This window comes from Streptomyces malaysiensis subsp. malaysiensis (genome assembly GCF_040653035.1).
Taxonomy (GTDB): Bacteria; Actinomycetota; Actinomycetes; order Streptomycetales; family Streptomycetaceae; genus Streptomyces; species Streptomyces malaysiensis.
Genome location: NZ_JBEZNG010000016.1, coordinates 112,486 through 137,122, shown reverse-complemented (window position 1 = coordinate 137,122; position 24,637 = coordinate 112,486). Strand labels below are relative to the sequence as shown.

33 protein-coding genes and 5 tRNA genes are annotated in these 24,637 nt (G+C 70.0%); 14 read left to right on the top strand and 24 right to left on the bottom strand.

Annotation, left to right across the window (positions count from 1 at the left end; translation table 11 throughout):
* Positions 1-7: 7 nt before the first annotated feature.
* From AB0E24_RS28520 to AB0E24_RS28500, 5 genes are all read right to left on the bottom strand, one after another.
* Positions 8-286: a hypothetical protein gene (locus tag AB0E24_RS28520; RefSeq protein WP_359381202.1), complete on the bottom strand. Its 279-nt coding sequence runs from the start codon at positions 284-286 to the stop codon at positions 8-10.
* A 429-nt stretch (positions 287-715) separates the two neighbouring features.
* Positions 716-880, bottom strand: a complete 165-nt coding sequence (locus AB0E24_RS28515; RefSeq protein WP_359381199.1) for an Rmf/CrpP fold protein — start codon at positions 878-880, stop codon at positions 716-718.
* Positions 881-884: 4 nt separating this feature from the next.
* Positions 885-1,484: a hypothetical protein gene (locus AB0E24_RS28510; protein ID WP_359381196.1), complete on the bottom strand. Its 600-nt coding sequence runs from the start codon at positions 1,482-1,484 to the stop codon at positions 885-887.
* On the bottom strand, positions 1,454-1,636 hold the full coding sequence (locus tag AB0E24_RS28505) for a hypothetical protein (RefSeq protein WP_359381193.1): 183 nt from the start codon (positions 1,634-1,636) through the stop codon (positions 1,454-1,456). Before AB0E24_RS28505 ends, AB0E24_RS28510 begins: the two co-directional genes overlap by 31 nt.
* Positions 1,633-2,823 carry a phage minor capsid protein gene (locus AB0E24_RS28500; protein ID WP_359381191.1) on the bottom strand — a complete coding sequence of 397 codons (1,191 nt, stop codon included), beginning with the start codon at positions 2,821-2,823 and terminating at the stop codon, positions 1,633-1,635. Before AB0E24_RS28500 ends, AB0E24_RS28505 begins: the two co-directional genes overlap by 4 nt.
* 38 nt (positions 2,824-2,861) lie before the next feature.
* Between AB0E24_RS28500 and AB0E24_RS28495 the strand changes: the two genes are divergently transcribed.
* The gene (locus tag AB0E24_RS28495; RefSeq protein ID WP_359381188.1) at positions 2,862-3,527 is read left to right on the top strand and encodes a hypothetical protein; all 666 of its coding nucleotides are present in this window, start codon (positions 2,862-2,864) and stop codon (positions 3,525-3,527) included.
* A gap of 7 nt (positions 3,528-3,534) precedes the next feature.
* Here AB0E24_RS28495 and AB0E24_RS28490 read toward each other — a convergent pair whose 3' ends face one another.
* Positions 3,535-4,395, bottom strand: a complete 861-nt coding sequence (locus AB0E24_RS28490) for a hypothetical protein (RefSeq protein ID WP_359381186.1) — start codon at positions 4,393-4,395, stop codon at positions 3,535-3,537.
* Positions 4,396-5,059: 664 nt separating this feature from the next.
* Here AB0E24_RS28490 and AB0E24_RS28485 point away from each other — a divergent pair.
* Entirely contained in the window at positions 5,060-5,614 is a 555-nt protein-coding gene (locus AB0E24_RS28485) for a hypothetical protein (protein ID WP_359381183.1), read from the top strand.
* Here AB0E24_RS28485 and AB0E24_RS46035 read toward each other — a convergent pair.
* A complete protein-coding gene (locus tag AB0E24_RS46035) occupies positions 5,588-5,986 on the bottom strand; it encodes a terminase large subunit domain-containing protein (RefSeq protein WP_435865333.1) in 399 nt (132 codons plus the stop codon). The two genes, AB0E24_RS28485 and AB0E24_RS46035, sit on opposite strands and share 27 nt — an antisense overlap.
* Positions 5,987-6,204: 218 nt before the next feature.
* Positions 6,205-7,287: a terminase large subunit domain-containing protein gene (locus AB0E24_RS46030; RefSeq protein WP_435865332.1), complete on the bottom strand. Its 1,083-nt coding sequence runs from the start codon at positions 7,285-7,287 to the stop codon at positions 6,205-6,207.
* A 456-nt stretch (positions 7,288-7,743) separates the two neighbouring features.
* Between AB0E24_RS46030 and AB0E24_RS28470 the strand changes: the two genes are divergently transcribed.
* Positions 7,744-7,914: a hypothetical protein gene (locus AB0E24_RS28470; RefSeq protein ID WP_359381180.1), complete on the top strand. Its 171-nt coding sequence runs from the start codon at positions 7,744-7,746 to the stop codon at positions 7,912-7,914.
* Between the two features lie 5 nt (positions 7,915-7,919).
* On the opposite strand, the gene AB0E24_RS28465 is transcribed toward AB0E24_RS28470, so the two are convergent.
* Entirely contained in the window at positions 7,920-8,459 is a 540-nt protein-coding gene (locus tag AB0E24_RS28465; protein ID WP_359381177.1) for a phage minor capsid protein, read from the bottom strand.
* Positions 8,460-8,527: 68 nt separating this feature from the next.
* Between AB0E24_RS28465 and AB0E24_RS28460 the strand changes: the two genes are divergently transcribed.
* Positions 8,528-9,025 (top strand): hypothetical protein, encoded by a 498-nt coding sequence (locus AB0E24_RS28460; RefSeq protein WP_093701907.1) that lies wholly within the window; start codon positions 8,528-8,530, stop codon positions 9,023-9,025.
* Here the strand turns inward: AB0E24_RS28460 and AB0E24_RS28455 are convergent.
* Both AB0E24_RS28455 and AB0E24_RS28450 read right to left on the bottom strand, forming a co-directional pair.
* Positions 9,009-9,212, bottom strand: a complete 204-nt coding sequence (locus AB0E24_RS28455) for an S-adenosylmethionine synthetase N-terminal domain-containing protein (protein WP_093701906.1) — start codon at positions 9,210-9,212, stop codon at positions 9,009-9,011. The two genes, AB0E24_RS28460 and AB0E24_RS28455, sit on opposite strands and share 17 nt — an antisense overlap.
* A gap of 84 nt (positions 9,213-9,296) precedes the next feature.
* The gene (locus AB0E24_RS28450; RefSeq protein WP_251770312.1) at positions 9,297-9,632 is read right to left on the bottom strand and encodes an ArsR/SmtB family transcription factor; all 336 of its coding nucleotides are present in this window, start codon (positions 9,630-9,632) and stop codon (positions 9,297-9,299) included.
* 171 nt (positions 9,633-9,803) lie between these two features.
* Between AB0E24_RS28450 and AB0E24_RS28445 the strand changes: the two genes are divergently transcribed.
* Positions 9,804-10,946, top strand: a complete 1,143-nt coding sequence (locus AB0E24_RS28445) for an FAD-dependent monooxygenase (RefSeq protein WP_359381171.1) — start codon at positions 9,804-9,806, stop codon at positions 10,944-10,946.
* A 357-nt stretch (positions 10,947-11,303) separates the two neighbouring features.
* Here the strand turns inward: AB0E24_RS28445 and AB0E24_RS28440 are convergent, their stop codons facing one another.
* Positions 11,304-11,792, bottom strand: coding sequence for a pyridoxamine 5'-phosphate oxidase family protein (locus AB0E24_RS28440; RefSeq protein WP_079259626.1), 489 nt, complete (start codon positions 11,790-11,792; stop codon positions 11,304-11,306).
* Positions 11,793-11,818: 26 nt separating this feature from the next.
* Positions 11,819-13,291 (bottom strand): MFS transporter, encoded by a 1,473-nt coding sequence (locus tag AB0E24_RS28435; RefSeq protein ID WP_359381354.1) that lies wholly within the window; start codon positions 13,289-13,291, stop codon positions 11,819-11,821.
* A gap of 173 nt (positions 13,292-13,464) precedes the next feature.
* Here AB0E24_RS28435 and AB0E24_RS28430 point away from each other — a divergent pair, with 173 nt between their 5' ends.
* The gene (locus AB0E24_RS28430) at positions 13,465-13,881 is read left to right on the top strand and encodes a winged helix-turn-helix transcriptional regulator (protein ID WP_202543241.1); all 417 of its coding nucleotides are present in this window, start codon (positions 13,465-13,467) and stop codon (positions 13,879-13,881) included.
* A 34-nt stretch (positions 13,882-13,915) separates the two neighbouring features.
* Here the strand turns inward: AB0E24_RS28430 and AB0E24_RS28425 are convergent, their stop codons facing one another.
* The 3 genes from AB0E24_RS28425 to AB0E24_RS28415 form a co-directional block, all read right to left on the bottom strand.
* On the bottom strand, positions 13,916-14,143 hold the full coding sequence (locus tag AB0E24_RS28425; RefSeq protein ID WP_359381167.1) for a hypothetical protein: 228 nt from the start codon (positions 14,141-14,143) through the stop codon (positions 13,916-13,918).
* Entirely contained in the window at positions 14,140-14,748 is a 609-nt protein-coding gene (locus tag AB0E24_RS28420; protein ID WP_309145612.1) for a hypothetical protein, read from the bottom strand. Before AB0E24_RS28420 ends, AB0E24_RS28425 begins: the two co-directional genes overlap by 4 nt.
* 110 nt (positions 14,749-14,858) lie before the next feature.
* Complete coding sequence (locus AB0E24_RS28415) at positions 14,859-16,052, bottom strand: helix-turn-helix domain-containing protein (protein ID WP_359381164.1); 1,194 nt, start codon at positions 16,050-16,052, stop codon at positions 14,859-14,861.
* 257 nt (positions 16,053-16,309) lie between these two features.
* On the opposite strand from AB0E24_RS28415, the gene AB0E24_RS28410 reads away from it, so the two are divergent.
* Together AB0E24_RS28410 and AB0E24_RS28405 are read left to right on the top strand one after the other, a co-directional pair.
* Complete coding sequence (locus AB0E24_RS28410; RefSeq protein ID WP_359381161.1) at positions 16,310-17,284, top strand: phosphotransferase; 975 nt, start codon at positions 16,310-16,312, stop codon at positions 17,282-17,284.
* A 63-nt stretch (positions 17,285-17,347) separates the two neighbouring features.
* On the top strand, positions 17,348-17,629 hold the full coding sequence (locus tag AB0E24_RS28405; protein WP_069869738.1) for a TFIIB-type zinc ribbon-containing protein: 282 nt from the start codon (positions 17,348-17,350) through the stop codon (positions 17,627-17,629).
* A gap of 116 nt (positions 17,630-17,745) precedes the next feature.
* Here AB0E24_RS28405 and AB0E24_RS28400 read toward each other — a convergent pair.
* The 5 genes from AB0E24_RS28400 to AB0E24_RS28380 all read right to left on the bottom strand — a co-directional run bounded on the left by AB0E24_RS28400 (position 17,746) and on the right by AB0E24_RS28380 (position 18,180).
* Positions 17,746-17,817: transfer RNA gene (locus AB0E24_RS28400), tRNA-Val, on the bottom strand.
* A gap of 11 nt (positions 17,818-17,828) precedes the next feature.
* Positions 17,829-17,900: transfer RNA gene (locus AB0E24_RS28395), tRNA-Val, on the bottom strand.
* A gap of 35 nt (positions 17,901-17,935) precedes the next feature.
* A tRNA-Val gene (locus AB0E24_RS28390) sits at positions 17,936-18,007 on the bottom strand.
* 1 nt (position 18,008) lies between these two features.
* Positions 18,009-18,079 (bottom strand) — tRNA-Cys (locus AB0E24_RS28385).
* A 28-nt stretch (positions 18,080-18,107) separates the two neighbouring features.
* A tRNA-Gly gene (locus AB0E24_RS28380) sits at positions 18,108-18,180 on the bottom strand.
* Between the two features lie 160 nt (positions 18,181-18,340).
* Between AB0E24_RS28380 and AB0E24_RS28375 the strand changes: the two genes are divergently transcribed.
* The 3 genes from AB0E24_RS28375 (at position 18,341) to AB0E24_RS28365 (ending at position 21,209) form a co-directional block, all read left to right on the top strand.
* Complete coding sequence (locus tag AB0E24_RS28375; RefSeq protein ID WP_359381158.1) at positions 18,341-19,396, top strand: chorismate-binding protein; 1,056 nt, start codon at positions 18,341-18,343, stop codon at positions 19,394-19,396.
* Positions 19,393-20,220 (top strand): aminotransferase class IV, encoded by an 828-nt coding sequence (locus tag AB0E24_RS28370; protein ID WP_232636748.1) that lies wholly within the window; start codon positions 19,393-19,395, stop codon positions 20,218-20,220. The genes AB0E24_RS28375 and AB0E24_RS28370 overlap by 4 nt, the downstream gene beginning before the upstream one ends.
* Before the next feature lie 143 nt (positions 20,221-20,363).
* Complete coding sequence (locus AB0E24_RS28365) at positions 20,364-21,209, top strand: GNAT family N-acetyltransferase (RefSeq protein WP_359381154.1); 846 nt, start codon at positions 20,364-20,366, stop codon at positions 21,207-21,209.
* A 103-nt stretch (positions 21,210-21,312) separates the two neighbouring features.
* On the opposite strand, the gene AB0E24_RS28360 is transcribed toward AB0E24_RS28365, so the two are convergent.
* On the bottom strand, positions 21,313-21,828 hold the full coding sequence (locus tag AB0E24_RS28360) for a DsbA family protein (RefSeq protein WP_079259633.1): 516 nt from the start codon (positions 21,826-21,828) through the stop codon (positions 21,313-21,315).
* A 132-nt stretch (positions 21,829-21,960) separates the two neighbouring features.
* On the opposite strand from AB0E24_RS28360, the gene AB0E24_RS28355 reads away from it, so the two are divergent.
* Complete coding sequence (locus tag AB0E24_RS28355) at positions 21,961-22,419, top strand: hypothetical protein (protein WP_079259634.1); 459 nt, start codon at positions 21,961-21,963, stop codon at positions 22,417-22,419.
* Positions 22,420-22,487: 68 nt separating this feature from the next.
* Positions 22,488-22,661: a hypothetical protein gene (locus tag AB0E24_RS28350; protein WP_167459957.1), complete on the top strand. Its 174-nt coding sequence runs from the start codon at positions 22,488-22,490 to the stop codon at positions 22,659-22,661.
* Between the two features lie 56 nt (positions 22,662-22,717).
* Here the strand turns inward: AB0E24_RS28350 and AB0E24_RS28345 are convergent, their stop codons facing one another.
* Both AB0E24_RS28345 and AB0E24_RS28340 read right to left on the bottom strand, forming a co-directional pair.
* Positions 22,718-23,287 (bottom strand): CGNR zinc finger domain-containing protein, encoded by a 570-nt coding sequence (locus tag AB0E24_RS28345; protein WP_069869744.1) that lies wholly within the window; start codon positions 23,285-23,287, stop codon positions 22,718-22,720.
* Positions 23,288-23,560: 273 nt separating this feature from the next.
* Positions 23,561-23,974, bottom strand: a complete 414-nt coding sequence (locus tag AB0E24_RS28340) for an SsgA family sporulation/cell division regulator (RefSeq protein WP_003959770.1) — start codon at positions 23,972-23,974, stop codon at positions 23,561-23,563.
* Positions 23,975-24,164: 190 nt separating this feature from the next.
* Here AB0E24_RS28340 and AB0E24_RS28335 point away from each other — a divergent pair, with 190 nt between their 5' ends.
* Positions 24,165-24,617 carry a TIGR02611 family protein gene (locus AB0E24_RS28335; protein ID WP_102936813.1) on the top strand — a complete coding sequence of 151 codons (453 nt, stop codon included), beginning with the start codon at positions 24,165-24,167 and terminating at the stop codon, positions 24,615-24,617.
* The last annotated feature ends 20 nt before the right edge of the window (positions 24,618-24,637 follow it).

Sequence of the window (24,637 nt, the reverse complement as noted above, 5' to 3'; positions counted from 1 at the left end):
TCTGGTGTCAGCCGCTGAACTTGGCGGCGATGGCGTCGGCGAGGGAGGCGGGCTTGCGGTCACCCGCCGGGGGCCCGTTGAACTCGGCGCCGCCGCGGGCCGGGCCCGGCACCGGGGCGGAACCGAGGCGGGGGTTCGCCGTGACGGCGGCGGTGATGGCGGCCGTCAGTGCGGCGGTGTCGGCCGGGTCGATGGCCTCGACGGCGGTGCGGAACGACAGGGAGTCAAGCAGGGTGAGAGGATCGGCTCCCGCCGCGGGCGCGGCCTGGTACACGGCGTTCGGCACGGCGGCGGTACGGGCCGCTGCCTGGCTCTCGGTGATGGCGCGCTGCGCCCACTGCGGCAGACGGCTGATGTCGCCTTCGACGGCCTGTACCGGGGCGGGCTACTGCTCGGCGGGGGTCGGGGCGGGCGGTACGGGCGTGGCGGGGCCGGCGGGGGGCCGCTTCCGGCGCGGTCGCGGGGGCGGTCGGCGCGGTCGGCTGCTGCGGTGCGGCGGGCGTGGGCGGCGTCTCGGGTGCGGGCGCGGCGGGGGTCTGCCCGCTCGGCTGGTTGCCAGGGTCGCCCTGCTGTTGTCCGTTCGGCGCGGTCGAGGACGGGGCCGGGGTACTCATGGGTGCACTCCTGATGCGATCGGGCCCGCTCCGGGCGGGCGTCGGGACATGCGAAAGGGGGCCCGCTGGTGGCGGGCCCCTCGGGGGGTGCTGTCGGTCGGTTACTCGGCGGCGGCCGTCGCGGGACGCTCGCGGACGTAACCCCTGATCCACGCCGTACGCAGCAGGCAGTCACCGGGGTACGGGCACGCCCTCGCGTCGTCGCTGCGGCTCCTGGCCTCGGCTCCCTGTTGAATGGCCTTGACGATGTCCTCGCGCGTTCCCATGCCCTCACCTCTTGTTCTGGTGGTCGCTCTCGTTCTTGCGCGCGCCCGCTGCCCAACGCTGTTCGCGGCCGGTCACCTGCTCGATGAACTCAGCCTGTGTCAACCGGCCATACTCGGCCCACCACTCTTTCAGCTCATCGCTCGCACGTGCGTAGGCGATTCGAGCCGGACCACTGAACAATTCGGCCGGGTTCACCCCGGCGGCCTTGGCCTTGGGGTTGAGCAGGTAACCGTTACAGGCGTCGTCGGCGGCGAGGAACTGCCGGTAGACGTACTCCTCGTACAGGGCGCGGGCCTCGGCGCGGGTGACCCGGCGGGCGGTCTCCTCGGCCACGCCCCGGGCGGTGTCCGTCGCAACGGCGGCGGCCAACTCCTCGGTGAACGACTGGTCGTCGGCGAGGGCACCCCACGTCTCCGGGTCCGGGGCGGGGCCCATCGCTTCGGCGAGGGCGTCGCGGTCGGCGAGCAGGTCGTCAACCGCGTTGCCGGTCGCTGCGGGCGGCGGTAGCTCGACCGCGTCGCGGCGATCCATCTCGGCGGCGATCCTGAGTAGTTCCTCGCTGTTGGCGTACTTCATGCACCAGACGAGGGCGTCGTCGCCCACGTCCGTGAGGTCCGCGGCGAGGTTCCCGCCGGGAAGTACCGGGCGAGCAGGTCGTCGAGGTCGCGGCGGTCGGCCTCGGCCTCGATCCGGGCGCAGGCGCGGTCGTCGAGCAGGCGGGAACCCTTGGCGGCGGCGAGCTGGTCGTCGCTCATCTCGCGTACGGTCTGCTCGTCGCCGGACCACACGCGTGCGGCCTCGACCTGCTCGGGCGTGGCCTCTGTCCGCTTCTCGGGGAGGTTCGAGGCGCCCGGCTGCTCGCGGTGCCGCCCGGGTGTGCGGCGAGGTGGTCGCGCATGGCGCCCTGCCACTGCCTGACCTTGAGCCGTGCGGCGCGCTGCGCCTCGGGAGTGACGACGGCGGCCTCACGGCGCTTGTACTTCCGGATGTGCCGTTCGATCTCGCGCTGTCGCTGGCCAGCTTGATATCCGGCGGGGTCGCTCCTGGCCTGCTCCACGGTGGTGAGAGCAGGCGTGTACGCCGACACGCTGTGCCGACAGTTCGGGTGTTGCAGTCCTGCCCGGCGCGCTTCGTCGAGCGATCCGGCGACCCGTACGGGGATCACCCGGCCGTCGTCGATGGCGTGCTCGACCTCGGCCTCACGCTCGCCGTCGGGCCCGCCGATGGTGAGTACGCGGCCCTCCCACGGCCGGCAGAGTGGGCACTCGCGCGGGGCGTTGGACACGATGACCAGGTCGATACCGGCCGTCGACAGGGTGCGCATGTGCGCCTCGGTCGCGGCGCGGCCCACGCTGGTGCGTACGGCCATTTCCGCGTAAGAGGTGAGCTGCCATCGGTGCCCGGCGCGGTCGACGAACGCGCGTATGCCCTCGTCGGCGAACCGGCGCATGGCGTCTTGGGTGGCCTGTCGGCGGGTGCCGGTGCCGAGCAGGGGCGTTGCGGTGACCTCGGCGACGATCGCCCGGAACCGGTCGACGACGGCCCGCAGAATCGAGCGGTGCGTCGAGGTGACCACGTCGACCGTTTCCTGTGCGAGGCGGTCGACGGCCTGAGCGTTCGGGGTCACCTCGTCGACCAGGGCGCGGGCGCCGTCGGATAAGGCGCCCAGTTCGGCGACTGCGGCGCGGTGTCCCTCTTTGTGCGCCTCGGCGACCATGTCGAACACCTCGAGCGTCATGGCCTTGCCGAGTTCGTCGACAACGGCCTGTGAGGCGCGGCGTACCTGCTGGACGGCGGCGAGCTTACGCTCGGCCCACCCTGGGGCGTCGAGGCCGACGGCGAGCTGCCGCGCGATGATGCCCAACAGGCGTTCCTCAGCCTCTGCGTAGAGGTCGCGGGTGCCAACTGCGAGGTCCTCGACCATGCCCGGATGAATGGACACTCCAAACCTCCGCCTGCATCTGTGTTGGAATTGAATGCATGGAGAAGAGACGTGGTGAAGAGTGGCGCCCGGGGATGCGCGTCGCAGTGTGCAACACCAAGGAACGGCCAGCACGGTACCGCGAAGGGCGCATCGTTGACCGTTCGTGGGGCCGGGAGGGCGGACGTCCCATCTACCGGTTCTCTGTCCAGCTGGACAACGTCGAGGGGCAATACATATTTAATCCTGAGGAGTTGAGGGCACCGGACCCTGACCTACCCGCCGATGAAATTGCGTTCATGCTCGGCGAACGTCCCGTGACGTTCGCCGAGACACAGTCTGCGGAATCCTTCATGCAGGCGGTCGCTCAGCACTTTGGGCATCGGATCAACGCTGAGATCAAAGAAACGACGCGGTTCGCGGTTATGCGCTTCCTGCGTCTGGTCTCCGCGAGGCAACACCTGGAACTTGCCGATGGTAGGGATGAGCTAAGCGAACCCATACGTTTCACGACTAGCCAAGGCTGGAGCTTGACTATCGGGACCGACATACGCCCCGAAGCGCTCGCGCAACTCCTCGATTTGCACTCTGCCAGTTCGCCGATTGTGGATGCGGTGCCGTACTCGCTGCTCGCGTGGCGTGAGAACGCTTGGCGATTGAGTGGGTCCCTTCGCGGCCAACCCGTGGAACTCTTCTGGAACCCGTCCTCATCTCGGTGGGAGTAGGCGCGGATCAGCTGAGTGGGAACGTCCCGACCGGATCGGATGCGGCGGCGCCGGTCTCGGCGAGGATCGCGGACACCTCGGCCTTTACGTCGGTGTCGTCCCAATCCGGGTGCAGGATTTTGACCTTGGTAGCCGTCGAGACGGCCCCCGCGCGGTTGAGTAGGTCGAGCGTGGTCGCCGTCTGCTCGGCCGACTCCGCGACGCCGTCGCCGAACTCCACGCGCGGTCGGTCGGGCGTGATCCTGCTCCCGAACAGCTGGGCGTCGAGCAGCAACATGACGTGCAGCATGTCGGCCACGGGGTGACGCCAGTACCCGGCCTTCTTGTGGCGGGTGATCATGCTCCGGGCGTCGCGGCTGTCGACCTCGGTCGCGGTGACCGGCTGTCCCTCGCCGTCGAGGCCGAACGACTGGGGCGAGTAGCCGGCGGCCTGGGCGGCCTGCCGCATGGTCACCTCGGCCGTGCGGGCGTGCTCCTCGACCCGGATAACGAACTGGTTCAGGGTGATGCCAACACCCACGTTGGGTGGCATCTTGAGCGAGTGCCAGACCTCGCCGTCGTCGTCGAACGACGCGCCGCGCCCGGCTCCCTCGTTCCGTAGGTACCCGTCCGGCACGATCAGGCGCGCGCGGGCGAGCCTGATATCGCGCATCCAACTGGTCCACGTTTCGTCGAGGGAGTCGAACATGTCGTAGACAGGGGCGGCGTAGTCCGAGCGTCCGACCGGCGAACCGCGGTGCAGCCGGTTGGGCAGCATGTTGGGCACGTACGCGGCGGTGAGCTGCTGAATGCCGGTCGTGATGCTGTCGCCGTCGGTGCCGAGGCTGTCGACCAGATCGGCCGTGTCGGGATGCTCGGTGAGCGGCACCCGGCGGCCGACGTTCTTGCCGCTGCCCTGGTACAGGGCGTGCACGATGCGACCGGACTCGTGCCGCTCGAAGTGCCGCCACACGGTGGACTGCGTCGAACCGTCCAGCGCGCGCCAGAAGCAGGCCGAACCGGAACTCGGGTACGGCGCCGTCGGGCTGCATGACGGTGAGCAGGGGCCGCGGCGCTAGGTCGCGGTCCCACGCCACGCGCAGAAAGCAGCCGGACAGGGCGGCAGCCTGCTCGGCGGCGCCGAGGAATACCTGTTGAACGCGGCCCTCGTCGAGCAACTGGTCGAGGCGTTCCTGTGTCGCCTGGTCCTCGACGGTGATCGTTGACATGTCGGCGAACAGCAGGTCGGCGCTGGTGCTTGCGATGTCGCCAGCGAGGGGGACGTGTAGGCGGTGGTCGCGCCGCTCGAGACGGTGCTCGAAAGATCGCCGTCCCCACAGGCGGGTGCCGCTCGGTGGGGCGCGGGTGGTTGGTGTAGATGAGGGCGAGGCGCTTCCGGTCGCCGCTATACCACACATCGTCGATGCGCATCTGGGCGTAGTAGGGGGCCCACGCCAGAGGTGGTCACGCGGCGCCGTTGTCAGGCAGAGACATCGATCACCTCCTTGTTCAAAGGAAGCTCGCAACGTGCTGTGAGCAGGCACGATGAGAGCATGAGTCAGGTGATAGCTGCTGCCATCGGGGCTCTGGTCGCCATGGCAGGGACGGTCGGGGCGGGCTGGTTGGCCTACAAGGCAAGCCGTCAACAGGTCGGCGACAATGGGTATTTGGAACATGCGCGAACGCTGCGTCAGGAGCGCCGAGAGACGTACCTCGCTACCCTCGTGGTATATCACCAGGTTCAACGGGCCCTTGAAACATTTGAGCGGCCCGACGGCACCTTTGTTTTGCCCGCTAGCCGCGAGGCGTACCGCGAGACAGCGCGTCAGCTTGACGCTCTCCGGCAGGATTTTGCACAGCAATGGTACGCGATTGAGTTAGTCGGTCCGAATTCTGTGAGGCCGACTGCAGGGGATATGTATGAACTAATCCGGGAGGTCTATTACCGGGTCGAAGGTATCGCGACCGGGGATATCTCTTTGTCCGAGGGCGAGTATTGGGATGATGCCTCAGACCTGCAAAACCAACTCTTCACAGCATCAGAGGATTTCGCACGCGAAGCTCGCCTTGTGTTGGAGAAGCTACCTGAGCCTGCTTCCCGTCCCTGATAGCAGGTGGCGCCATTCGTGAGCCGTTGAGTGCACGACATATCGCAGTGCGTCGGCTGAGTGGTCATCCACCTTCAAGGGGGCGTCCTCGCCGCGCTCGGTGGCTTTCGGATCCCAGCTGTATCCGGGCAGTTCGGCGAGCAGTCCCTCGCACGACTCGTGTACGAGCAGGCGGGCGGCGGCGAGCAGGCTCGACACGCTACGGATGCCGTCGGCGACCTCGTTCGAGGCGCGCGCGAGGCCGGGGTGTCCGTCTAGCCACAGCTGGGTTGAGAATCTGGCCGCGCTCGGATCGACGAACGTCCACTCGGGCGTGATGTCGAGGTCGGCGAGCCACTTCCGGACGGCGGCGCTGTACTGCGCGTCGGTCATGCTGCGGTGCGTTGCGCGGGAGTCGTGGCGCCACTCGGCGGCGACGTACAGCCGGTCGTCGGCGCCTTCGCCGAGCAGGATCGCCGAGAACGGGTTCGTGGTGCCGTAGTCTCACCCGAGCCAGTACCGGCGCATGTCCGGCAGGTGGGCGACGACGTGCCGCCCCTCGTCCCACACGTCATAGATGGCGCCCTCGGCGACGACCCACGCGCCGTCGATCATCCGGCGCGCCACAGGCCGACGTACTCGGCGGCGAGGTCGGCGACGTACTCGGGCGACAACGACGGATTGCCGGACAGCTTGAAGTGCCACGCCCTGAGATTCAGTTCGGCGGCGCGGTCGATGTACCCGCCCTTGAGCCAGTGCCGGGGCGAGTCGGGGTTCGTGGTCGCGTACAGCCGGGCGCCGGGGACGGACAGACGGGCGAGTAGCTGTGTCCAGAACCCTTCCGGGAGTAGCGTCGCCTCGTCCACGTACGCGAGCTGCGCGGTAAGGCCACGTAGCCGGCCCTCGGCGCGCGCGTCGGCGGCGCCGATCAGGTGGACGGTGCGGCCGAGGATCGTCGCCGTGGTCGCCCCGCGGGTGTGCACGACATGCCGGGCGAGGGGCCCGAACAGTGCTGTATCTTGCAGGGGTTCTAGACAATTCCGTTCGATGGTCTGGAGCGACCGGCCACAGATGATGATCAGGCCGGACGGCCCGGCCCCGGCGACGGCGATCACGAACGCGAGCAGGCTCGCGATGGTCTTCCCGCTCCGGACGCTGCCGTGCCACAGGTTGATACGGCGGGTGGCCTGTCCGATGCTGCGTAGCTGCTTGCGCGACAGGGGTAGACGGTCGAGGTTGAGCACCGGCTCACCCCCGTCGGCGCCCCCGTCGTCAGCGTCGTCATCGTTGACCGCGTGCGTCACTGCCTCGCCGAGGGCGCCAAGCATGCTCTTGACCTGCTCGACGCCCTCGCCACCCTCGGCGGGGGCGAGTTTGAGTGACTGCTGAATCGCGGTGGCCTTGACGGTGATGATCTGCCGCTGATCGGCGAATCGTGGCCTGTCGAGGTCGACCTGTTGCCACATGCCTTCTTTGCCTGCGAACTCGCCGTAGATACAGGGCGCCCAGAGCTGGGCGCGCAGCTGCTCGGCGTCGCCTTGCAGTGCGAGGGCGAGAGCGGTCCGCCGGGCGGCGAGGTCGGCACGGCGTACCTCGGTGGCGACGGCGACCTCGGCGGCGCGGGTCGAACGTGAGGGGTGGCTTGAACGCTGCGGCGATCTTCGACACGGTCGACGGCGACCGCTTGATCGCACGGGCGATCTCGTTCCGGCTTTTGCGCTGCGCGTGCAGCTCGCGCACCTGCTCGCGGTCGTTGTCGTCGATGGGGCGTGCCACGCTCGGTCACCTCCTCGCATGGTGAAGCCCTATGGTCCACACGACAGTTGTCCGGTTCGCCTTGTGATTGACCGGTGCGCGTCGTTGACGTCTTCGGTGCGCCGGGCGGCTCAACCAGCCCGAACCCGACAGCTCACCGTGCAGGCGCGAGAGAGGACGCCGAATCTTTCTTGTTGGGGCGTTAGCCGAGACGACGCCATGAAAGAGCACGGGGCCCAAGATAGGTGCGGGGCCTATAGATCAGTCCTGCTTGGGGTGAAGCGCTCACAGAGGAACGATGACGCGGTCACGTTCCGGAAGTTCTGTGTGCCTTCCTACCCGTCTTGGGTCAGTGTCCGCAGACCTTCCGGGGCGGTCCCGGAAAGGTAAGAGACGTGATTGAGCTGGTTACGGCGCTAGTCACCCTGGTAGGCGCAATCATCGCCTTGGCAACGGTTGTTGTTCAGGCGCGTGCTGCCGAGGTTTCCCGAGGTGATGGTGAGCGGCGGTCGATCGAGACAGCGGGCACCGGGGAGCGGGAAGACGGCCCGGACCCGAACGTCTGACTTAGTCAGTAGCTTCCCGAGCTCGCCGAGGAGATGAGCCAGACGGCCCAGCAGGCGGCATCGATGCATGCCGCGCCGCAGGTGGGCCATGCCCAGTCAACGACGCGCGCGGTGTTGTCCACGATCAAGACGTTGTCGGGAGTCCAGTCGGTGTGCAGCAGGATCTCCCCACACAACAGCTCCGCGTCATCGGGATGATCGAGGTCAACGGCATGTGCGTTCGGGGTGATTTCGTTAACCAGCTGCCGTGCGCGGTCGGGCAGTGAGCCGAGCTCGGCGACCGCGGCGCGGTGCCTGGTGTTGTACGCCTCGGCGATCGCGTCGAACACGTCGAGGTATACGGCCTTGCCGAGCTCGTCGACGACGCCCTGTGCGCTACGGCGCAGGGCAGCCACGGAGGTGAGCTTGCGCTCGGCCCACCCCGGGGCGTCGAGTCCGTCGGCGAGCTGCCGAGCGATGATGCCCAACAGGCGCAGCTCGGCCGCGGCGTACAGATCGCGGGTGCGCTCGGCGAGGGGCTCAACCATGCCGGGGTGAATCGCCATCAGACACCCCGAATCTAAGATTGCGTGACACGAGCAGCGCCATGCTCGGAGGGGTGGGAGGGGCTCCAGTGACGGACCAGGCAGAAGACAACGAGGAATGGAGCGAGCTCCAGCTCCGCGTAGACCCCGAGGATGGGCCCTGGCTTGCCCACAGCCTCACTCACGTAATCGCGCAGGCGAGCGTGGTGATTGCGGCGACGACGTTCCTTCAAACCGTCACTCAGCATTTCGGTAATCGGTTGCTTGGCACTATCGACGACGGCACACGCGCCGCCGTGCGCCGCTTCTTGCGACGCCAAAATCTCCAAGCAGGCAGCCTTGCGGCCGAAATCGAACTTCGGACAGACCGAGGGTGGCGGGTCTCGTTCACGCCTGACGTGCCCGCAGAGGCTCTACAGCAGCTATCTGACCTCTGCAATGCCGACCCGCCACACCCGGAGCTGGGGTCCTTCCTGATCAATTACGGGCGGGGTGGTTGGGAAGGATGGGGCGGCGTCGACGGAGAGTTCACCCACTACCGGTGGGAGCCCGAAGGGAAGTGCTGGACTCCTAGGCAGCCGAGCTGAACGGGAACGTCCCGACAGGATCGGGCGCCACTGCTCGGGTCTCGGCGAGGATGAGATCGCCCTCGGCCGCGGTGACGGGCTGTCCGTCGCCGTCGAGGCCGAACGCCTGCGCGTCGTATCCGGCTGTCTGCACGGCCTGTCGTACGACGCTCTCGGCGATGTACCGGTAGGCGGTGGTGGTGCCCACACCTGCGAGCCGGGCGCGAGCTGGGTCCGGTCGAGCTCGCGGCTCAGGGCCGACTCGGACTCCTTCCGGTGTGCTCAGCTGTGTTCAGCGAGGAGCAGTACCGCCCGGGGACTCTGCGCCCAGGAGCTTGAGCAGCCCGGGGAATCTCTTCTCGATGTCCGCGCGTCGTAGCCGGATGCCCTTGCGGTTGCCGTAGTCGATCTCGTCAATGAGACCTGCCTCGCGCAGGACCCGGAAGTGGTGGGTCTGGGTCTGCTTCGAGATCGGAAGATTGAACGAGTTGCAGCCCCGCTCGCTGTCGCTGCGGTCGGCGGCCAACTCCGTCATCACCGAACGACGGTGCTCATCGGCGAGGGCGCGAAATACCGCCCCCAGATCGAGCGCATCGGCCTCGGGGCCGACCAGGTTCATCCCGGCCACGCGGTACTCCCTTCAGGTACGACTTGCATCGTACCTCAAGGATGTGCTCCACTGAGGTACGAAATTGATCGTACCTTGGCCCGGTTGCGCTGCCCGGTGCCGCCATCCCCCTGAGACCCGGCCCGGCACTCGCCGGGGACCTGGTCATCGACACTCCACGAGGTCATCGTCATGAAGAAGCCCGAGGTGCTGATAGTCGGTGCCGGAATCGCAGGGCCCGCACTCGCATACTGGCTCTCCCGGAATGGATACCGGCCGACGGTCGTCGAACACGCCCGGCAGCTGCGCTCCGGTGGTAGCGCGATCGTCGTGAAAGGGCCCGCGATCCCGGTCGCCGACCGCATGGGCATCCTTCCGCAGCTCCGCGGGCTCGCCACCCGCAATCGGTCACTGACCCTGCTCGACCCCGGCGGCAGGCGGATCCTGCAACTCCCGCTCACCTCGGACAAGGCTCCGACGGTCGAGGTGACCCGAGCCGACCTGTCCGAGGTGCTCCACCGCTCGGCGCAGACCGAGGCCGAGTTCTTGTTCGACGACACGGTCACCGCTCTCGACCAGGACGAAGGCGGGGTGGACGTCACCTTCCGGCGATCCGCGCCACGGCGCTTCGACTTGATAGTCGGTGCCGACGGGATGCACTCCACCGTACGGCGCCTGGTATTCGGACCCGAGCGGCAGTTCGTGAGCGACCTGGGCCTGTACGGCGCGACCGTCCCGCTGGAACCCGACGCCATCGAGGACCCGAGTGAGATGACGATGCTGACCGCGCCGAACCGGATGCTGGTCCTCCACCCCTCGCGGACCACTCCGCTCGCGATCTTCACCTTCCGGGCCGCACAGCCGGCGCCCCACGACCGCAAGAACATCGCCCTTCACAAGCAGACCGTGGCCGACGCCTACGCCGATGTGCGGTGGCGGGCACCGGAACTCGTGGCGGCGTTCCTCGACCACCCGGCTCCGTTCTTCGACCCCCTGACCACCGTCCGGATGCCCTCGTGGTCCCGTGGACGGGTCGTACTGCTCGGGGACGCGGCGGCGGCGACAGCCCTGCTGGGCGACGGGTCCAGCATGGCGATGGCGGGCGCGTACGCCCTCGCGGAAGAGCTCGCCGCCCATCCCGGTGATCACGCCCGCGCCTTCGCCGCCTACGAGTCGCGGCTCCGCCGTGAGGTAGGCCCGCGGCAGCGACGCGTCGGTCTGCTCTCCAGGCTCATGGTGCCCCGCACCCGGCCGGGCCTCGCGGTGCGCAACGCCGTGGGCCGCGCGGTCGGTCGCACGAACCGGATCGCCTCTCGCGAAGCCGCGAACCGGTAGACCGGGCCCGCGCCGACCGGTCAGCGGTCGGCGCGCAGCTCCGCGGTAGCTCTCGGCGTGTCGGCGCCGCCATATCCGACGAGCCCGGCTCGGCGTGGCAGGTCATCGTCGGCGAGCTCGGCCGTCTCCGAATGCTCTGTGAGGGGCACGCGCCGGCCGATGTACCAGTGGGATGGCCAGGCGAAAGATTGGATCGCCGGCTGAGCGGGATTCCCCCGACGGGGTCGGGTGCGCCTGCTTCGATCTCGGCGAGGATCGCCGTCACCTCGGCCTGTACATGATCCGTCGGACAGAGTCGAAACACAGAGTCGAAACACGGGGTGCGCCCCCGGCCGTGGCCGAGGGCGCTGAGGGGCCCTATGCCCCGTCTTCGGCGGTCCAGATCCGGCTGCGCAAATCCCTTCCGCGCAGCACCTGCACCCGCCACGGTTCGATGCGCAACACGTGGTATTCCGGGTCCGTCGGTCCGCCGCGCCAGTAGCCGCGGGGGTCGTAGCCGACCCCGGGTGGGCTGCCCTTGCGGTAGAGCTCCCACGCGTGGCGTTTGGTGGGCTCGTCCTCGACCCACCTGGAGACGCTGTCGATGAACACGGCGTTCTGCCGTGGGTTCCAGTAGGAGTAGGTGGTGTGCGGATTGTTCGCCAGGTGTGCCGACTTCACCGGTGTCTTGTAGGCGGCGAGCCAGCCGACGGGGCGGCCGTCGACGACCTCCCAGATGGGGAGCAGTATGCGCGCCCGGGGGCGGCCCTTCTTATCGACGGTGATCATGGTCGCGTATGCGATGTCGCTGATGTACTGGAAGAACTCGCTCTCCACAGCGGAGAAGGAGCGCTCCGTCAGCGTCATGGCGCCACCTTCTTCTCCGCGGGGCTTCACCGTGCCGCCTCCGCCGTCTCGGCGCCTTCAGCGGCGCCCGGCGCGGGCCGCTGGGCATCGTCAGCAGTCGCACCGAGGCGATCCCGGAGGCCGAACGCGCTGATGAGCGCGGCGAGGGCGGCCGCGATGAGTGGGACGAGCAGGGCGGCGTGGTAGCCGTCGAGCAGGGCCTTGGGGGATCCGCCCTCAGCGGTGGCCGCGACGTTGACGGCGGTGACGGTGGACAGGCCGAGGGCGGCGCCGAATTGGAAGGAGGTGTAGAGGAGACCGCCCGCGAGTCCCTGCTCCTCCTCGTCGATCCCCTCGGTGGCGACGATGGTGAGCGGGCCGTAGGCCAGGGAGAACGCCAGGCCGAGGGTGATGAGGCTGGGGAACATCGCCGCGTACGTCCAGTCGTCGCCGACCGGCAGGAACAGGGCGTACGACAGCACGGCCAGCACCAGGCCGCCGAAGATGACCCGGGCGTTGCCGAAGCGGTTGACGAGTCTGGGGGTGAGGGTGGGGGAGAGCGCGGCGTCGATGCCGATCACCAGCAGCGCGAGGCTGGTCTGGACCGTGGACCAGTCGCGCAGCTCCTGTAGATACAGCACGGCGATGAACTGGAAGCCGAAGAAGCCGCCGGAGAAGAGCAGCGCGGCGAGGTTGGCGCGCACCAAGGGGCCGCTGCGGAAGATCCCCAGCCGTACGAGCGGGGCGGCAGCCCGGCGTTCGGTCAGTACGAAGACGATGAGGAGCGCGAAGCCTGCGCCGAGGGTGCCCAGCGTCTGGCCCACACCGGTGTGGGCGGCGCGTTCGACGGCGAAGACGAGGAGCACGATCGCGCCGGTCACGGTGAGCGCCCCCAGCACATCGACACGCTGCCCGGTGCGGTCGGGCCGCTCGGACTTGGGGATGAGGGCGAGGGCGGCCACCAGGATGAGGAACGACAGGACCACCGGGGCGAAGAACACCCAGCGCCAGTCGGCCGAGGTCAGCAGCCCTCCGACGACCAGGCCAATGGAGAAGCCCCCGGCCGCGGTTCCGGAGTAGACCAGGAGGGCCCTGTCGCGCTGTGGCCCCTCCGCGAAGCCGGTCGTGATGATGGACAGCCCGGCCGGAGTCATGAACGCGGCGGCGACCCCCGTCACAAACCGGGCGATGATCAGCGTGCTTCCATCCTCGGCGAAGCCGCCCAGACCGGAGAAGAGCAGGAACACGGTGAGCCAGAGCAGAAACATCCGCCGGCGGCCGAAGAGGTCCGCCGCTCGTCCGCCCAGCAGCATGAACCCGCCGTAACCCACGACGTACGCGCTCATCACCCACTGGAGTTCACCGGTGGACATGCCCAGGTCGGCACGGATCGACGGCAGGGCCACATTGAGCATGGCCACATCGATGCCCTCCAGGAAGATCGCTCCACACAGTACGAAGAGCACTCCCCAGGCGCGCCCGCTCAGGCGGGCTCCGTCGGGCTCCGGCGGTGGTGACATGGATGGCGTGGACACAGGACGGCTCCTCGAAGCGATAAGGGAAGGAAGGGAAGGCAGGGGGAGGCAAGGGAGAACGAAGGCGTCCCGGGCGGCGGTTACCGAACCGCCGGTCGGTTCCCTCTTGTTACCGCCTCGATCCTGGGGCACCCTGAACGACCGTGGAAGAAGGCACTTTGAAGTCACCCAGTCACTGCACGGGAACCGATGACGACCAGGCCCGTCAGTGGGACACCCGGGAAGGCTGCGAGGTCCGGCAGATCCTCGACCGCGTGGCCGACAAGTGGTCGCTGCTCGTCATCGCCCTGCTCGACCGCCGTACCCTGCGCTTCACCGAACTGCGGCGCGAGATCGACGGGGTCAGCCAGCGCATGCTGACGGTGACACTGCGCCAACTGGAGCGCGACGGGCTGGTGCACCGCACGGTGCACCCGGTCGTCCCGCCGCGCGTGGACTACCGGCTCACCCCGATGGGAGCGACGCTGCACCACACCATCCAGGCGCTCGTCGCCTGGACCGAGGACCACCAGGACAAGATCGCCGCCGCCCGCGCCGAATACGACCAGCGCGAAGGGGAGGCCCGGAGCGCGTAGACGGCGTATCGACGGGGTCCGGGCCGGGCCCGCTTCATACGCCCTCCTCCGACCGGGCCTTCCGCGCGGCCTCCTCGTAGGTGCGCAACAGCCGCTCCCCGGTCTCGCACCCGGCGCCGGGCGTCCGGCAGGCCGGGCAGCCCGCGGCGTGCTCGATGGCCGCACGCCACGCCTCGTCGGCGAACGGGTCCTTGGGCTCTTCGGCGGTGCGCGCGTCTTCGGTGGTGTGCGCTGCTTCGGTGGTGTGCTCGGGGCCCGTCATCGCGACCTGCCCTGGTCGAGGGCGCGGCGCCGGGCGGCGGCCCGTAGCACGGCGTCGTCGGTGTGGGGGTAGTTGCGGGCGTGCATGGGGCAGACGTAGCGGGTCGCCGCGGCGACACTGCCGGTGTGCTCGACGGGCACGGGGATCGGCTCGTCCGTGGGCAACTGGCACCGATGGCAGAGCTGACGGCCGTTCGGCTTCGGGCCGAGGACCTCCCAGGACGCCTGGGCCAGGGCCTCATGGAGCTGCCGGGTGTCGGTGAGATAGCGGTCGATGCGGTACGGCACCCGCCAGTAGGTGTCGTGGTCGCGAGTCCATGTCGCCGGAGGAATGCCGATGAGCGTCTTTTCGTCCACCAGCCGGGTGAGGACGTGGACCTGACGCACGCACCAGCTCTGGGCGGTGTCCACTTCGATCAGCCAGTACGCCTTGCCGTGGGTGCGATCCTGTATGACGGCGCCGGAGCGGTCGCCGAGCAGCGATAGCGCGCGGTCGGCGACAGGGGTGGGCGCCGAGACGGCGTCCCACCATTCGCCCACCGGTAACGCCTCGATGTCTTCGGTCGGTGGTGCCCATGGCAAAGCCGACTGTGGGTCTGTGATCACGACACGGCTCCTCGTGGCCGGTATGTATCCGTGTCGTGACGCTAAGTGTGGTGACCTGGGTCACTCAATGGCACTTCCTTCGGACTGCCGAAGGAAGTGCCAGGCGAGCGTTACAGCGGCACGCCGACCGCGTCCGCCAGCGTCCGCATCTCCGGCGTCAACGTCCGCCGCCTCTCCACCACATCGCCGAGGATGTCGCGCGCGTACCGCTGGCTGGCCAGCCACTCCGGCGCTTCGACGTGCACGCCGGTCAGCACGTCCACAGCCTCCGGGTATTGCCGCATCATGGTGTGGGCCTTCGCGACGTCCAGCCGGTGCCGGTGGTACTCGGTGCTCACCGTCAATCCGCCCTGCGTTCCGGGCGCGGCACGACCGGATCGCTTCGGCTTCACCGCGCGCAGTACCTTGTCCGGCTGGTCCAGCACGATGTGCCGTTCGCATGCCTTGTACCGCACAGTGGTCGGACCCCATGTCGCCAGGCGCTCAGTGCCGCGGGGCAGCTCACGCCCCAGCAGTACGGAGACCGACTGGGCGAGGCGCATCGTGTCGTCCGCCTCTCCCAGCCGGTTGTCGCGCAGGGCCGCGGCGCTCGCCTGCGTCAGCAGCCAGCCGAAGGCGGCGAGCTCCTCTGGTGTCGCTCTGGACATCTTCGGCTCGGCGTCGTCCGCCCACTTGGTGGCCAACTCCCGGGACGCGGCCAACTTGCCCTGCCGGACGAGAAGCCAGCTCCAGGTGGTGATGATCCCGGCAGCGCGCAGCCGGTCCGGCGCGGCGTCGAGGGCGCGGCGCAGTGCGGTCTCCGCCGCGTCGAACTGACGCACCTGGGTCAGCACCGATCCGGCGATCTGGAGCAGGTGGGAGCGGACGTCCCGGGCCTCGGCCGAGTCACCGAGCGCGTCGGCGTCCGCGAGGAGCGGGGCGAGGAGCACGGTCAACTCACCGAGCCGGTTGTCGAAGTAGGCGGAGCGCACCTCGGGGAGCATCGCGCGCACGCCCTCGACCGTTGGGGCCTGGCCTGTGCGGACCGTCGCGACCTGCACGGCTCGCTCCAGCGGGCGCCAGGGCTCGGCGGCCTCGGCGGCGGGCTCCTCGTCGTCGCGCTCCAGGAGGCAGCTGGTGGGGACGCGTAGCGCGGAGGCGAGCCGGTGGGCGGTCTCCATACGCGTGTCGGCGATCTCGCCCTGCTCCAGCTTCCGGATCAGCGAGAGCGATACACCTGATATGTCGGCCAGTCCCCGCTGCGTCAACCCGCGGCGCTTGCGGACCTTGCGGAGGCTGGAGCCAATGTCGGTTTCTTCGGGCATACAGAACTCCGTTCTGAACTCCACATTCAGACGGTACCCCTGGTCGGCTCCGGGGGCCCTCGTTCGGCCCTCACTCCGGTGAGGGCCGACGTGTTTCCGGATCGGCGCGTTGCGGTGAACGCGCAGGGACTTCGGCGCCGTTGAAGACGGCCGCGGCCCCGCACTCGGGTGACCGCCCGGCGCCAGGGGGCCCGGACCCCCGGCGCCCCGCCCGGCAGCGGCTACGATCCCGGGGCAGCCGATGACAGGGGGGAGCCGTGAGCCGAACCGCGACGCAGCTCGCCACCGCCGTCCGCCGAGCCAGGCGTGACGCCACCGCCGAGGTGACCGTGCTGGCCGACCGCCCCGACGCCACCGTCGTCCGGTGCGGCCACGTCGTCGCCAAGGCGCATCCGCCCGGTACGGACCCGGCCGAGCTGGCCGTCCGGCTCGGCGTCGCGGCGCACCCCCGGTGCGCGGGGATACTGCTGCCGCCGGTCGATGGCATGGCCCCGCTGCCCGACGGCCGGATGGTCACCCTCTGGCCGTACGGCGAACCCGTGGCGCCCGACGCGCCGGACGCCGCCCCATGGGCCGAGGCGGGGAGCCTGCTGGCCCGGCTGCACGCGGTGCCGGTCGGCGAACTGCCGGGCCCGCTCCCGGCGATGGGCGGCCCGGCCAAGGTGGCCCGCGCCATCGCCCGGCTGCGGGCGGCGGCGCTCCCCGACACCACGGCCACCAGGGCCGTACTGCGGGCCTGGGCCGGTCTGCCCGGCTGGGCGCGGGGCGTGGACCGCGCGGACGGCGCGAACCATACGGATCGCGCGCACCATACGGACCGCGCGGACCGCGGCGAGCGGCCCGAAGCCCAGGGCCTGTGTCACGGCGATCTCCACCTCGGCCAGCTCATCCGCCCCCGCGCCACCGACTGGCGGCTGATCGACATCGACGACCTCGGCCTCGGCGACCCGGCCTGGGACCTCGCGCGGCCCGCCGCCTGGTACGCGGCCGGGCTGCTCGCCCCCGAGGACTGGGAGCGGTTCCTGGGGGCGTACCGGGCCGCGGGCGGTTCCGCCGCGGGGCGGCGCGACCCCTGGCCGCGGCTGGATGTGCCGGCCCGCGCCCTCACCGTCCAGACGGCCGCGCTCGCGCTCGCCAAGGCTGCGGCCGCCGGGCGTGCGTTGGACGAGGCGGAGGAGGCGATGGTGGAGGCGTCGGTCCGCATCGCCCGCTTCATGGAGGCCGTAGGGTGAAGTCCACACGCACGGACGGACGTTCCGGCGTGCTTGCCCGAAGCATGAGGAGTTGAGCGGACCATGCAGTGTCCCAAGTGCCATGCGCCGATGCACACGTACAACCGCAACGGCGTGCAGATAGAGCAGTGCAGCGGCTGCCGGGGGATCTTTCTGGACTACGGGGAGCTGGAGGCGCTGACTCGCCTTGAGTCGCAGTGGACGCAAGCGGCGCCGCCCGCCCCGCCCGGCGCCCCACAGGCGTACCCGGCCGCACCCGCGTGGGGCGCCCCGCAGCACGGGCACTACGGCGGTCACCACGGACACCACAAGCGGGGCTTCGGGCACATGCTCTTCTCGTCCTGAGCGACTCCCCGAGCGACCCGCGCGGCGCCCTGAGCGACCCGCGCGACGCCGCCCCGGGAAACGTGGGAAACGCCGGAGGGCCGGAGCTTTTCGCTCCGGCCCTCCGGCGATCGGTGTGGACGATACTGGGATTGAACCAGTGACCTCTTCCGTGTCAGGGAAGCGCTCTCCCGCTGAGCTAATCGTCCGCGGGACCGCGTGCGCGATACTGGGATTGAACCAGTGACCTCTTCCGTGTCAGGGAAGCGCTCTCCCGCTGAGCTAATCGCGCGGGGTGGATCCGATCCCGGAAGGGGCAGACCCGAGTGGACGATACTGGGATTGAACCAGTGACCTCTTCCGTGTCAGGGAAGCGCTCTCCCGCTGAGCTAATCGTCCGAGGTGGAGACGGGATTTGAACCCGTGTAGACGGCTTTGCAGGCCGTTGCCTCGCCTCTCGGCCACTCCACCAGCCGTGGGGATCGAAACCCCCACACCGAGCGGACGACGAGATTCGAACTCGCGACCCTCACCTTGGCAAGGTGATGCTCTACCAACTGAGCCACGTCCGCAGGTGTCGTTTCTCCGGGGCGCTTCCGCGTCCCGGCGACGTGTTGAACTCTAGCGGATTCCGGGGCCAGCTCAAATTCCGTTTCCGCAGCGTGCTGCGCTGCTCGCCCGCCGCGCTCCCTGCCGAGGCCGCCCTGACCTGGCCACCATAGACTCGCGAACGTGCCCGACCTGCCCCCGCTCGCCCGCTTCGGCGACCTGCTCGCCACCGATCTGCGCGAGGTGACCAGCGACCCGTCGGCCCTGGACACCCAGGGTTTCTGGGCCGTTGTCGCCGACTTCGAGGGCCGGCTGACCTGTGCCCGCTTCGGGGATGTACGGACCGAGCCCGTACCGCCTCCCGTGCCCGGCGGCTGGCGCGGCCCCTCGGCCGGGGAGTGGACCTCGTCACTGGACCGGGCCGCCTACACCGCGGGCGTGCGCGACATCCGGCGGCGCATCGCGACCGGCGAGGTCTACCAGGCCAACCTCTGCCGGGTGCTGTCCGCGCCGCTGCCCGATCCGGCCGCGGCAGATGTGGACGCGCTGACCGCGCTGCTGGCCCTGGGCAACCCGGCCCCGTACGCGGGCACCGTAAGGCTGCCCGCCCATGGGGTGGAGGTGGCCACGGCCTCGCCCGAGCTGTTCCTGCGGCGCTCCGGGCGCACCGTGGAGTCCGGCCCCATCAAGGGCACCGGCCGCGTCCCCGGGGACCTGCTGGAGAAGGACCACGCCGAGAACGTGATGATCGTGGACCTGGTCCGCAACGACCTGGGCCGGGTCTGCGCCACCGGCTCGGTGACCGTCCCGGCGCTCTGCGCCGTCGAACCGCACCCCGGTCTGGTCCACCTCGTCTCCACGGTGCGGGGCGAACTCGCCCCCGGCACCGGCTGGGCGGAGCTGTTCGCGGCCACCTTCCCGCCCGGATCGGTCACCGGTGCGCCCAAGTCCAGTGCGCTGCGCGTCATCGGGGAGCTGGAGACCGCACCCCGCGGCCCGTACTGCGGCGGTATCGGCTGGGTCGACGCCGACCGCGGCACCGGTGAGCTGGCGGTCGGGATACGGACCTTCTGGATCGACCGCGGCCCGGCCGGGGCCGTGCTGCGGTTCGGCACCGGAGCGGGCATCACCTGGGGCTCGGAGCCGGAGCGCGAATGGGACGAAACGGAACTGAAGGCCGCCCGGCTGCTCGCGGTAGCGTCGGGTGTACAGCAGCCGACGGGAAGGGCGACACGATGAAACCGGCCATCTGGCTCGATGGATCCCTCCGCGACGCGGACAGCGCCATGGTGTCCGTGTTCGACCATGGGCTCACGGTCGGCGACGGTGTCTTCGAGACCGTCAAGGCCACCGAGGGACAGCCCTTCGCCCTCACCCGCCATCTGCGGCGGCTGGCCCGCTCGGCCCGGGGCCTGGGGCTTCCCGAGCCGGACCTGGACGAGGTGCGGCGGGGCTGCGAGGAGGTCCTCAAGGCCCACCCCGTGCCGTTCGGACGGCTGAGGATCACCTACACCGGAGGGATCTCGCCACTCGGCTCCGACCGGGGCACGGCCGGGCCCACCCTGGTGGTGGCGCTGGTCGAGGCGGCCCGCCGGCCCGACGCCACGGCCGTGATCACCGTCCCCTGGGCGCGCAACGAGCGTGGGGCGCTCACCGGCCTGAAGACCACCTCGTACGGCGAGAACGTGATCGCGCTCGCCCGCGCCCATGAGCACGGTGCCACCGAGGCCCTCTTCGGCAACACGGTCGGCGCGCTCTGCGAGGGCACCGGCACCAATGTCTTCGTGGTCCTCGACGGCCAGCTGCACACCCCGCCGCTCTCCTCCGGCTGCCTCGCCGGGATCACCCGCGCCCTGGTGCTGGAGTGGGTGGGCGCCAAGGAGACCGATCTGCCGCTGGAGGCGCTGCGCGGGGCCGAGGAGGTCTTCCTGACCTCCACGACCCGCGATGTACAGGCCGTGCACCGGGTGGACGAGCACACCCTGCGCGGCGCCCCCGGCCCGGTCACCGCCGAGGCCCTGCGGATCTTCATCGAGCGGGCGGCCGCCGACATCGACCCCTGACCGGGCCGGTCGCCGCGGATCCGCCCGGCGGACCCCGTGCGGCGGCGGACCCGTACCAGCGGCGGCCCCGTACCAGCCGGTCGCGGCGGATCCGTACGAACAAACCGGGTGACGATCGCCCGACGGGCAGGTAGAACACCTTCGTGACCACCACTTTGCGGCCCACCGTGCCCGAACAGCGGACCGACGGCGGCGGGCGTGCCCGCTCGTACGAGGTGTGCGTCAACAGCCGTCCCGTCGGCTCCGTCCGCCTTGCCACCGACGCCCGCCTGGGCAGGGCGGCCGGGTGCATCGAGCGGCTCCACATCGACGAGGCCGAGCGGCACCGGGGCCGCGGCACGGTGGCCGCGCTCGCCGCCGAGGAGGTGCTGCGCGGCTGGGGCTGCACCCAGCTGGTGGTGAACGTCCCCGCGCGGGCCACGACCGCCCTCGGGCTCGCGTCCGCGCTCGGCTACCGCGAGCGCGGACGCAACATGCTCAAGCGGCTCACCGAGCCGCCCGAGCTGCCCGGGGACAGCGCGATCCGTCCCATGGCGGCGGCCGAGTACCCGGCGTGGCGCGCCAAGGAGCGGACCGGGTACATCGCCGATCTGCTGGAGCGCGGACTCAGCCGGGAGCAGGCCGAGACCAAGGCGGACACCGACTACGCCAGGCTGCTGCCGCAGGGCCCGGACACCCCCGGGACCCTGCTGCGCATCCTCGCCCACGGCGGTACGGACCTGGGCACCCTCTGGCTCGCGCTGCGCCTGGGGGAGCCGGAGGCGGCCGAGGACGGGGAGGCGTACGTCTTCGCCGTCGAGGTCGCCGCGGAGCACCGCGGCCATGGACACGGCCGCACCCTGATGCTGGCCGCCGAGCGCGAGAGCCTTGCGCACGGGGCGCACAGCCTGGGCCTGCGGGTCTTCGGCGGCAACACCCCGGCGCTGCGGCTGTACGAGTCGCTGGGCTACGAGCCGACCCAGTACGAGTTCTACAAGCCGCTGCTCTGAGGGCCCGGCGGGTCCCGGCCCGAGGCCCTTCCGGAGGCCCTTGGGACCGCTCGTACTTCCCGGCGTTCTTACGGGCGCCGGCTTTTCCGGTTTCCCGGCGGCCTTACGGGCGCTCGGCGATGAGGCGGGCGGCGATCTCCTCGACGCGCTCCCGCAGCCCCTCCTGGCTCTTGCCGCCGTCGAGCCGTTCGCCGCCGATCACATACGTGGGGGTGCCGGTGACCCCGATCGCTTTGCCCTCGGCCTGGTCCGCGTCCACGATCAGGATGTGCCGCCCGTCCACCAGCGCGGTGTCCATCTCCTCGGCGTCCAGCCCCAGTTCCCGGGCCACCTCCACCAGCAGCGGCTCACCGCGCTTCCCGAGCTCCTCGGTGCGCTCCAGGACAGCCTCGACGAACGGCCAGCCGCGCCCCTGTGCGATGGCCTCCTCGGCCGCCTGGGCCGCCGCGTGGGCGTGCTGGTGGCGCTCCAGCGGGAAGTGGCGCAGCCGGATCTCCAGGGTGTCCTGGAACCGGTCGCGCAGCGCGCGCAGATCGCCCAGTGCGGTACGGCAGTCGGGGCACTGCAATTCGCACCAGACGTCGAGCACGGGGCGAGGGGCGGGGTCGGTGTGGCTCATGGGGCCAGTCTTCCAGCCCCTGGACCCTGGTCCGTACCCGGAGATGTCCCTGATCCCGGGCCCTGGCCATGGCCCGGTTCGCCTTACGGGGTGCACGATGGACATACCGGAAACCCAGTCGCGGGAGGAACGATGCTGACCGACACCGTATGTGCCGCGCTCTCCGCGGCCGGTCTGGGCATCGCCGGGCTGACCGCCTACCGCAAGCGGTTCCTGGCCGCGACCCGGATCGCCGCCTACGCCCTGATCCCGCTCGGCCTGGCGATGACCGGCGTCCTGGACTGGGTGGCCGACCTGGTCTTCAAGCCGAGCGTCTGGCTGGGCTTCGGTGTGCTCGGCGTCTCCTGGGCGCTGTTCATGATCAGCCGGGCGGTCGAGCGCCGCTCCGGCGGCACCCGTAAGGAGCGGCGCGCGGCGGCCGCGGCCGAACGGGCCGGGGTGTCCGCGGGGGCCTCGGAGCCCGCCCTGGGGCCCGGCCGGGGGGCCACCGGTGCCAAGGGGGCCGGAAAGCCGAAGGTCAAGGGCGGAACGAGCTCTGGCACAGATGACTTCTCGGACATCGAGGCGATACTCAAAAAGCACGGGATCTGACAAGCGACCGATCAAATAACGATCACTGGTCGCAGGCGGTGCCATGGCTAGGTCATGATCTCCGCGAGATGTTGCAATCACCGCCCGGGGAGCAATCCCCCATCGAAGGACCCCCAGTTCCGCCGAGCGACGAGACCCGTGGCTGTCTCTTCGCCCTCTCGCAGCCCCCGCTGATGCTGTTCCTGGCGTTCATCGGCACTCTGCTCGTCGGCACCGCCGTTCACGACCTCTACCGGTGGTGAGGCGGCGACCCGTCCGCTCCCCGACCGCCCGGCCCCGGCCTCCCGGGCGTGGGCGGTCAGCTCGCGGCCTCGCGGCGCCGGGCGCGGTAGGCGGCGACATGCAGCCGGTTGCCGCAGGTGCGGCTGTCGCAGTAGCGCCGGGAGCGATTGCGGGACAGGTCCACGAAGGCGTGGCGGCAGTCCGGGGCCTCACAGCGGCGCAGCCGCTCCTGCTCGCCGCCCACCACCAGGAACGCCAGTGCCATGCCGCAGTCGGCGGTGAGGTGGTCGGCGAGCGAGGCACCGGGTGCGAAGTAGTGCACATGCCAGTCGTAGCCGTCGTGGTCGGTGAGCCGGGGGGTGGTGCCGGCCGCGGCGATCATCGTGTTGAGCAGTTCCGCGGTGCGGCGGGTGGCGCTTTCGCTCCCGGCCGTGGCGAAGACCTCGGCGAACCGGGCCCGTACGGCCCGGACGGCGATGAGGTCACGCTCCCCGAGCGTGCCGATGTCGCTGATCACATTGCGCTCGACGAACCGGCGGAGTGCGGCGACATCCGCGAGGCCGTCCCCCTCCGCGCCCTCGGGCGCGGTGTTCACCAGATCGACGACGGCGTCGAGCGAGCACCGGGTGTCGTGGTTGATCAGCACGATTGGCTCCCTGGCCGGCTGGGTCGGCGGCTGCCCCTGGGCGGCCCTCGATCTGCCCGACTCTAGTCCTGCCGGGCGCCGGGCGTTCACCAAGCGGCCGGGTGTTAACACGACGGTGCCGCCACCGCGGGCGGTGCCGCGGCGACGGCACCGTCGCCTGCCTCTGCCGTTGTCGGGATTGCCATGGTCGGGATCTTCGGTACGGAAATGTCGCGCTCAGGCTTGCGCCGTCTCCCCGAGTCGGACGGCCGAGCGCTCAGCTCTCGCCGGGTCTCAGCTCTCCGCCAGGATGTGGGAGAGCTCTGTGTCGAGGTCGAAATGACGGTGTTCGGTACCGGGTGGCACCGCGGCGTCCGTTCGCTTCAGGAACGACTCCAGGGCCCGCGCCGGGGCTTCGAGCAGTGCCTCCCCCTCCGGGGAGCTCAGGGCGATGCAGACGACTCCCTGGCCGTGGCTGCGGGACGGCCACACGCGGACGTCGCCGGTGCCGGTGGGCCGGTGCAGACCCTCGGCGAGAAGATCGCGGGCGAACACCCATTCGACCGTCTCTTCGGCTCCGGTGTGGAAGGTGGCGTGCACGGCGTAAGGGTCGGCCGTGTCATACCGCAGGCCCGCGGGTACAGGCAGTGAGGATTCGCTCGACACAACGAGGCGCAGGTGCAGCTCGCAGCTGACCGTGGTGTTCATAAGCGCCAGGGCCTTTCGCTCAGTGTGCGCTCGGGGATTCGCACGTCGGCGAAATCGACATGCCACCTACGGTGCCGTTGTAAACCCCTCTGACCGTTTTGCGGCTCTTCTGGTAGCTCTTGCGGCCCAGCTCCGGGGTGGCCGCTACCGCCGTTCCGGTGACTTCAAACGATCAGGTAAGTTGGGTCACATGAATGCGGAGAGTGACGAGCGGCAGGGGGCCACCGGCGCGCCTCAGGTCGCGGCGGGGGGCGATGCGTCGAAGCGGGAGCCGGTGTTGGGCTCCCGGGCGCCGCGGTTCATCAAGCGGTCGCGCACCCTCCACCTGAGCTGGCAGGTCGGCGTGTTCATCGTCGGCCTCGGGGTCGTGGGCGTGGGCATCGTCCTGCTGCCGCTGCCCGGTCCGGGGTGGCTGGTGATCTTCGCCGGAATGGCGATCTGGGCGACCGAGTTCGTCTGGGCCCAGCTGGTGCTGGCCTGGACCAAGCGCAAGGTCACCGAGGCGGCGCATCGCGCCCTGGACCCGAAGGTGCGCAGGCGCAATCTGATACTGACCTCGGTCGCGGTGGTGATCTGTGCCGTGGCGGTGTCGGTCTATGTGTGGAAGTTCGGCATCGTGATGCCGTGGAAGATCGAGCAGTGACCGGCCCCGGGTCGCAGGAC

Bases quoted from the DNA above. Each gene is read 5' to 3' on its own strand.
- AB0E24_RS28515 (WP_359381199.1), bottom strand. From the start codon at position 880: ATGGGAACGCGCGAGGACATCGTCAAGGCCATTCAACAGGGAGCCGAG.
- AB0E24_RS28505 (WP_359381193.1), bottom strand. From the start codon at position 1,636: ATGAGCGACGACCAGCTCGCCGCCGCCAAGGGTTCCCGCCTGCTCGAC.
- AB0E24_RS28495 (WP_359381188.1), top strand. From the start codon at position 2,862: ATGGAGAAGAGACGTGGTGAAGAGTGGCGCCCGGGGATGCGCGTCGCA.
- AB0E24_RS28485 (WP_359381183.1), top strand. From the start codon at position 5,060: ATGAGTCAGGTGATAGCTGCTGCCATCGGGGCTCTGGTCGCCATGGCA.
- AB0E24_RS46035 (WP_435865333.1), bottom strand. From the start codon at position 5,986: ATGACCGACGCGCAGTACAGCGCCGCCGTCCGGAAGTGGCTCGCCGAC.
- AB0E24_RS28465 (WP_359381177.1), bottom strand. From the start codon at position 8,459: ATGGCGATTCACCCCGGCATGGTTGAGCCCCTCGCCGAGCGCACCCGC.
- AB0E24_RS28445 (WP_359381171.1), top strand. From the start codon at position 9,804: ATGAAGAAGCCCGAGGTGCTGATAGTCGGTGCCGGAATCGCAGGGCCC.
- AB0E24_RS28440 (WP_079259626.1), bottom strand. From the start codon at position 11,792: ATGACGCTGACGGAGCGCTCCTTCTCCGCTGTGGAGAGCGAGTTCTTC.
- AB0E24_RS28435 (WP_359381354.1), bottom strand. From the start codon at position 13,291: ATGTCACCACCGCCGGAGCCCGACGGAGCCCGCCTGAGCGGGCGCGCC.
- AB0E24_RS28425 (WP_359381167.1), bottom strand. From the start codon at position 14,143: ATGACGGGCCCCGAGCACACCACCGAAGCAGCGCACACCACCGAAGAC.
- AB0E24_RS28415 (WP_359381164.1), bottom strand. From the start codon at position 16,052: ATGCCCGAAGAAACCGACATTGGCTCCAGCCTCCGCAAGGTCCGCAAG.
- AB0E24_RS28405 (WP_069869738.1), top strand. From the start codon at position 17,348: ATGCAGTGTCCCAAGTGCCATGCGCCGATGCACACGTACAACCGCAAC.
- AB0E24_RS28370 (WP_232636748.1), top strand. From the start codon at position 19,393: ATGAAACCGGCCATCTGGCTCGATGGATCCCTCCGCGACGCGGACAGC.
- AB0E24_RS28360 (WP_079259633.1), bottom strand. From the start codon at position 21,828: ATGAGCCACACCGACCCCGCCCCTCGCCCCGTGCTCGACGTCTGGTGC.
- AB0E24_RS28355 (WP_079259634.1), top strand. From the start codon at position 21,961: ATGCTGACCGACACCGTATGTGCCGCGCTCTCCGCGGCCGGTCTGGGC.
- AB0E24_RS28350 (WP_167459957.1), top strand. From the start codon at position 22,488: ATGTTGCAATCACCGCCCGGGGAGCAATCCCCCATCGAAGGACCCCCA.
- AB0E24_RS28340 (WP_003959770.1), bottom strand. From the start codon at position 23,974: ATGAACACCACGGTCAGCTGCGAGCTGCACCTGCGCCTCGTTGTGTCG.
- AB0E24_RS28335 (WP_102936813.1), top strand. From the start codon at position 24,165: ATGAATGCGGAGAGTGACGAGCGGCAGGGGGCCACCGGCGCGCCTCAG.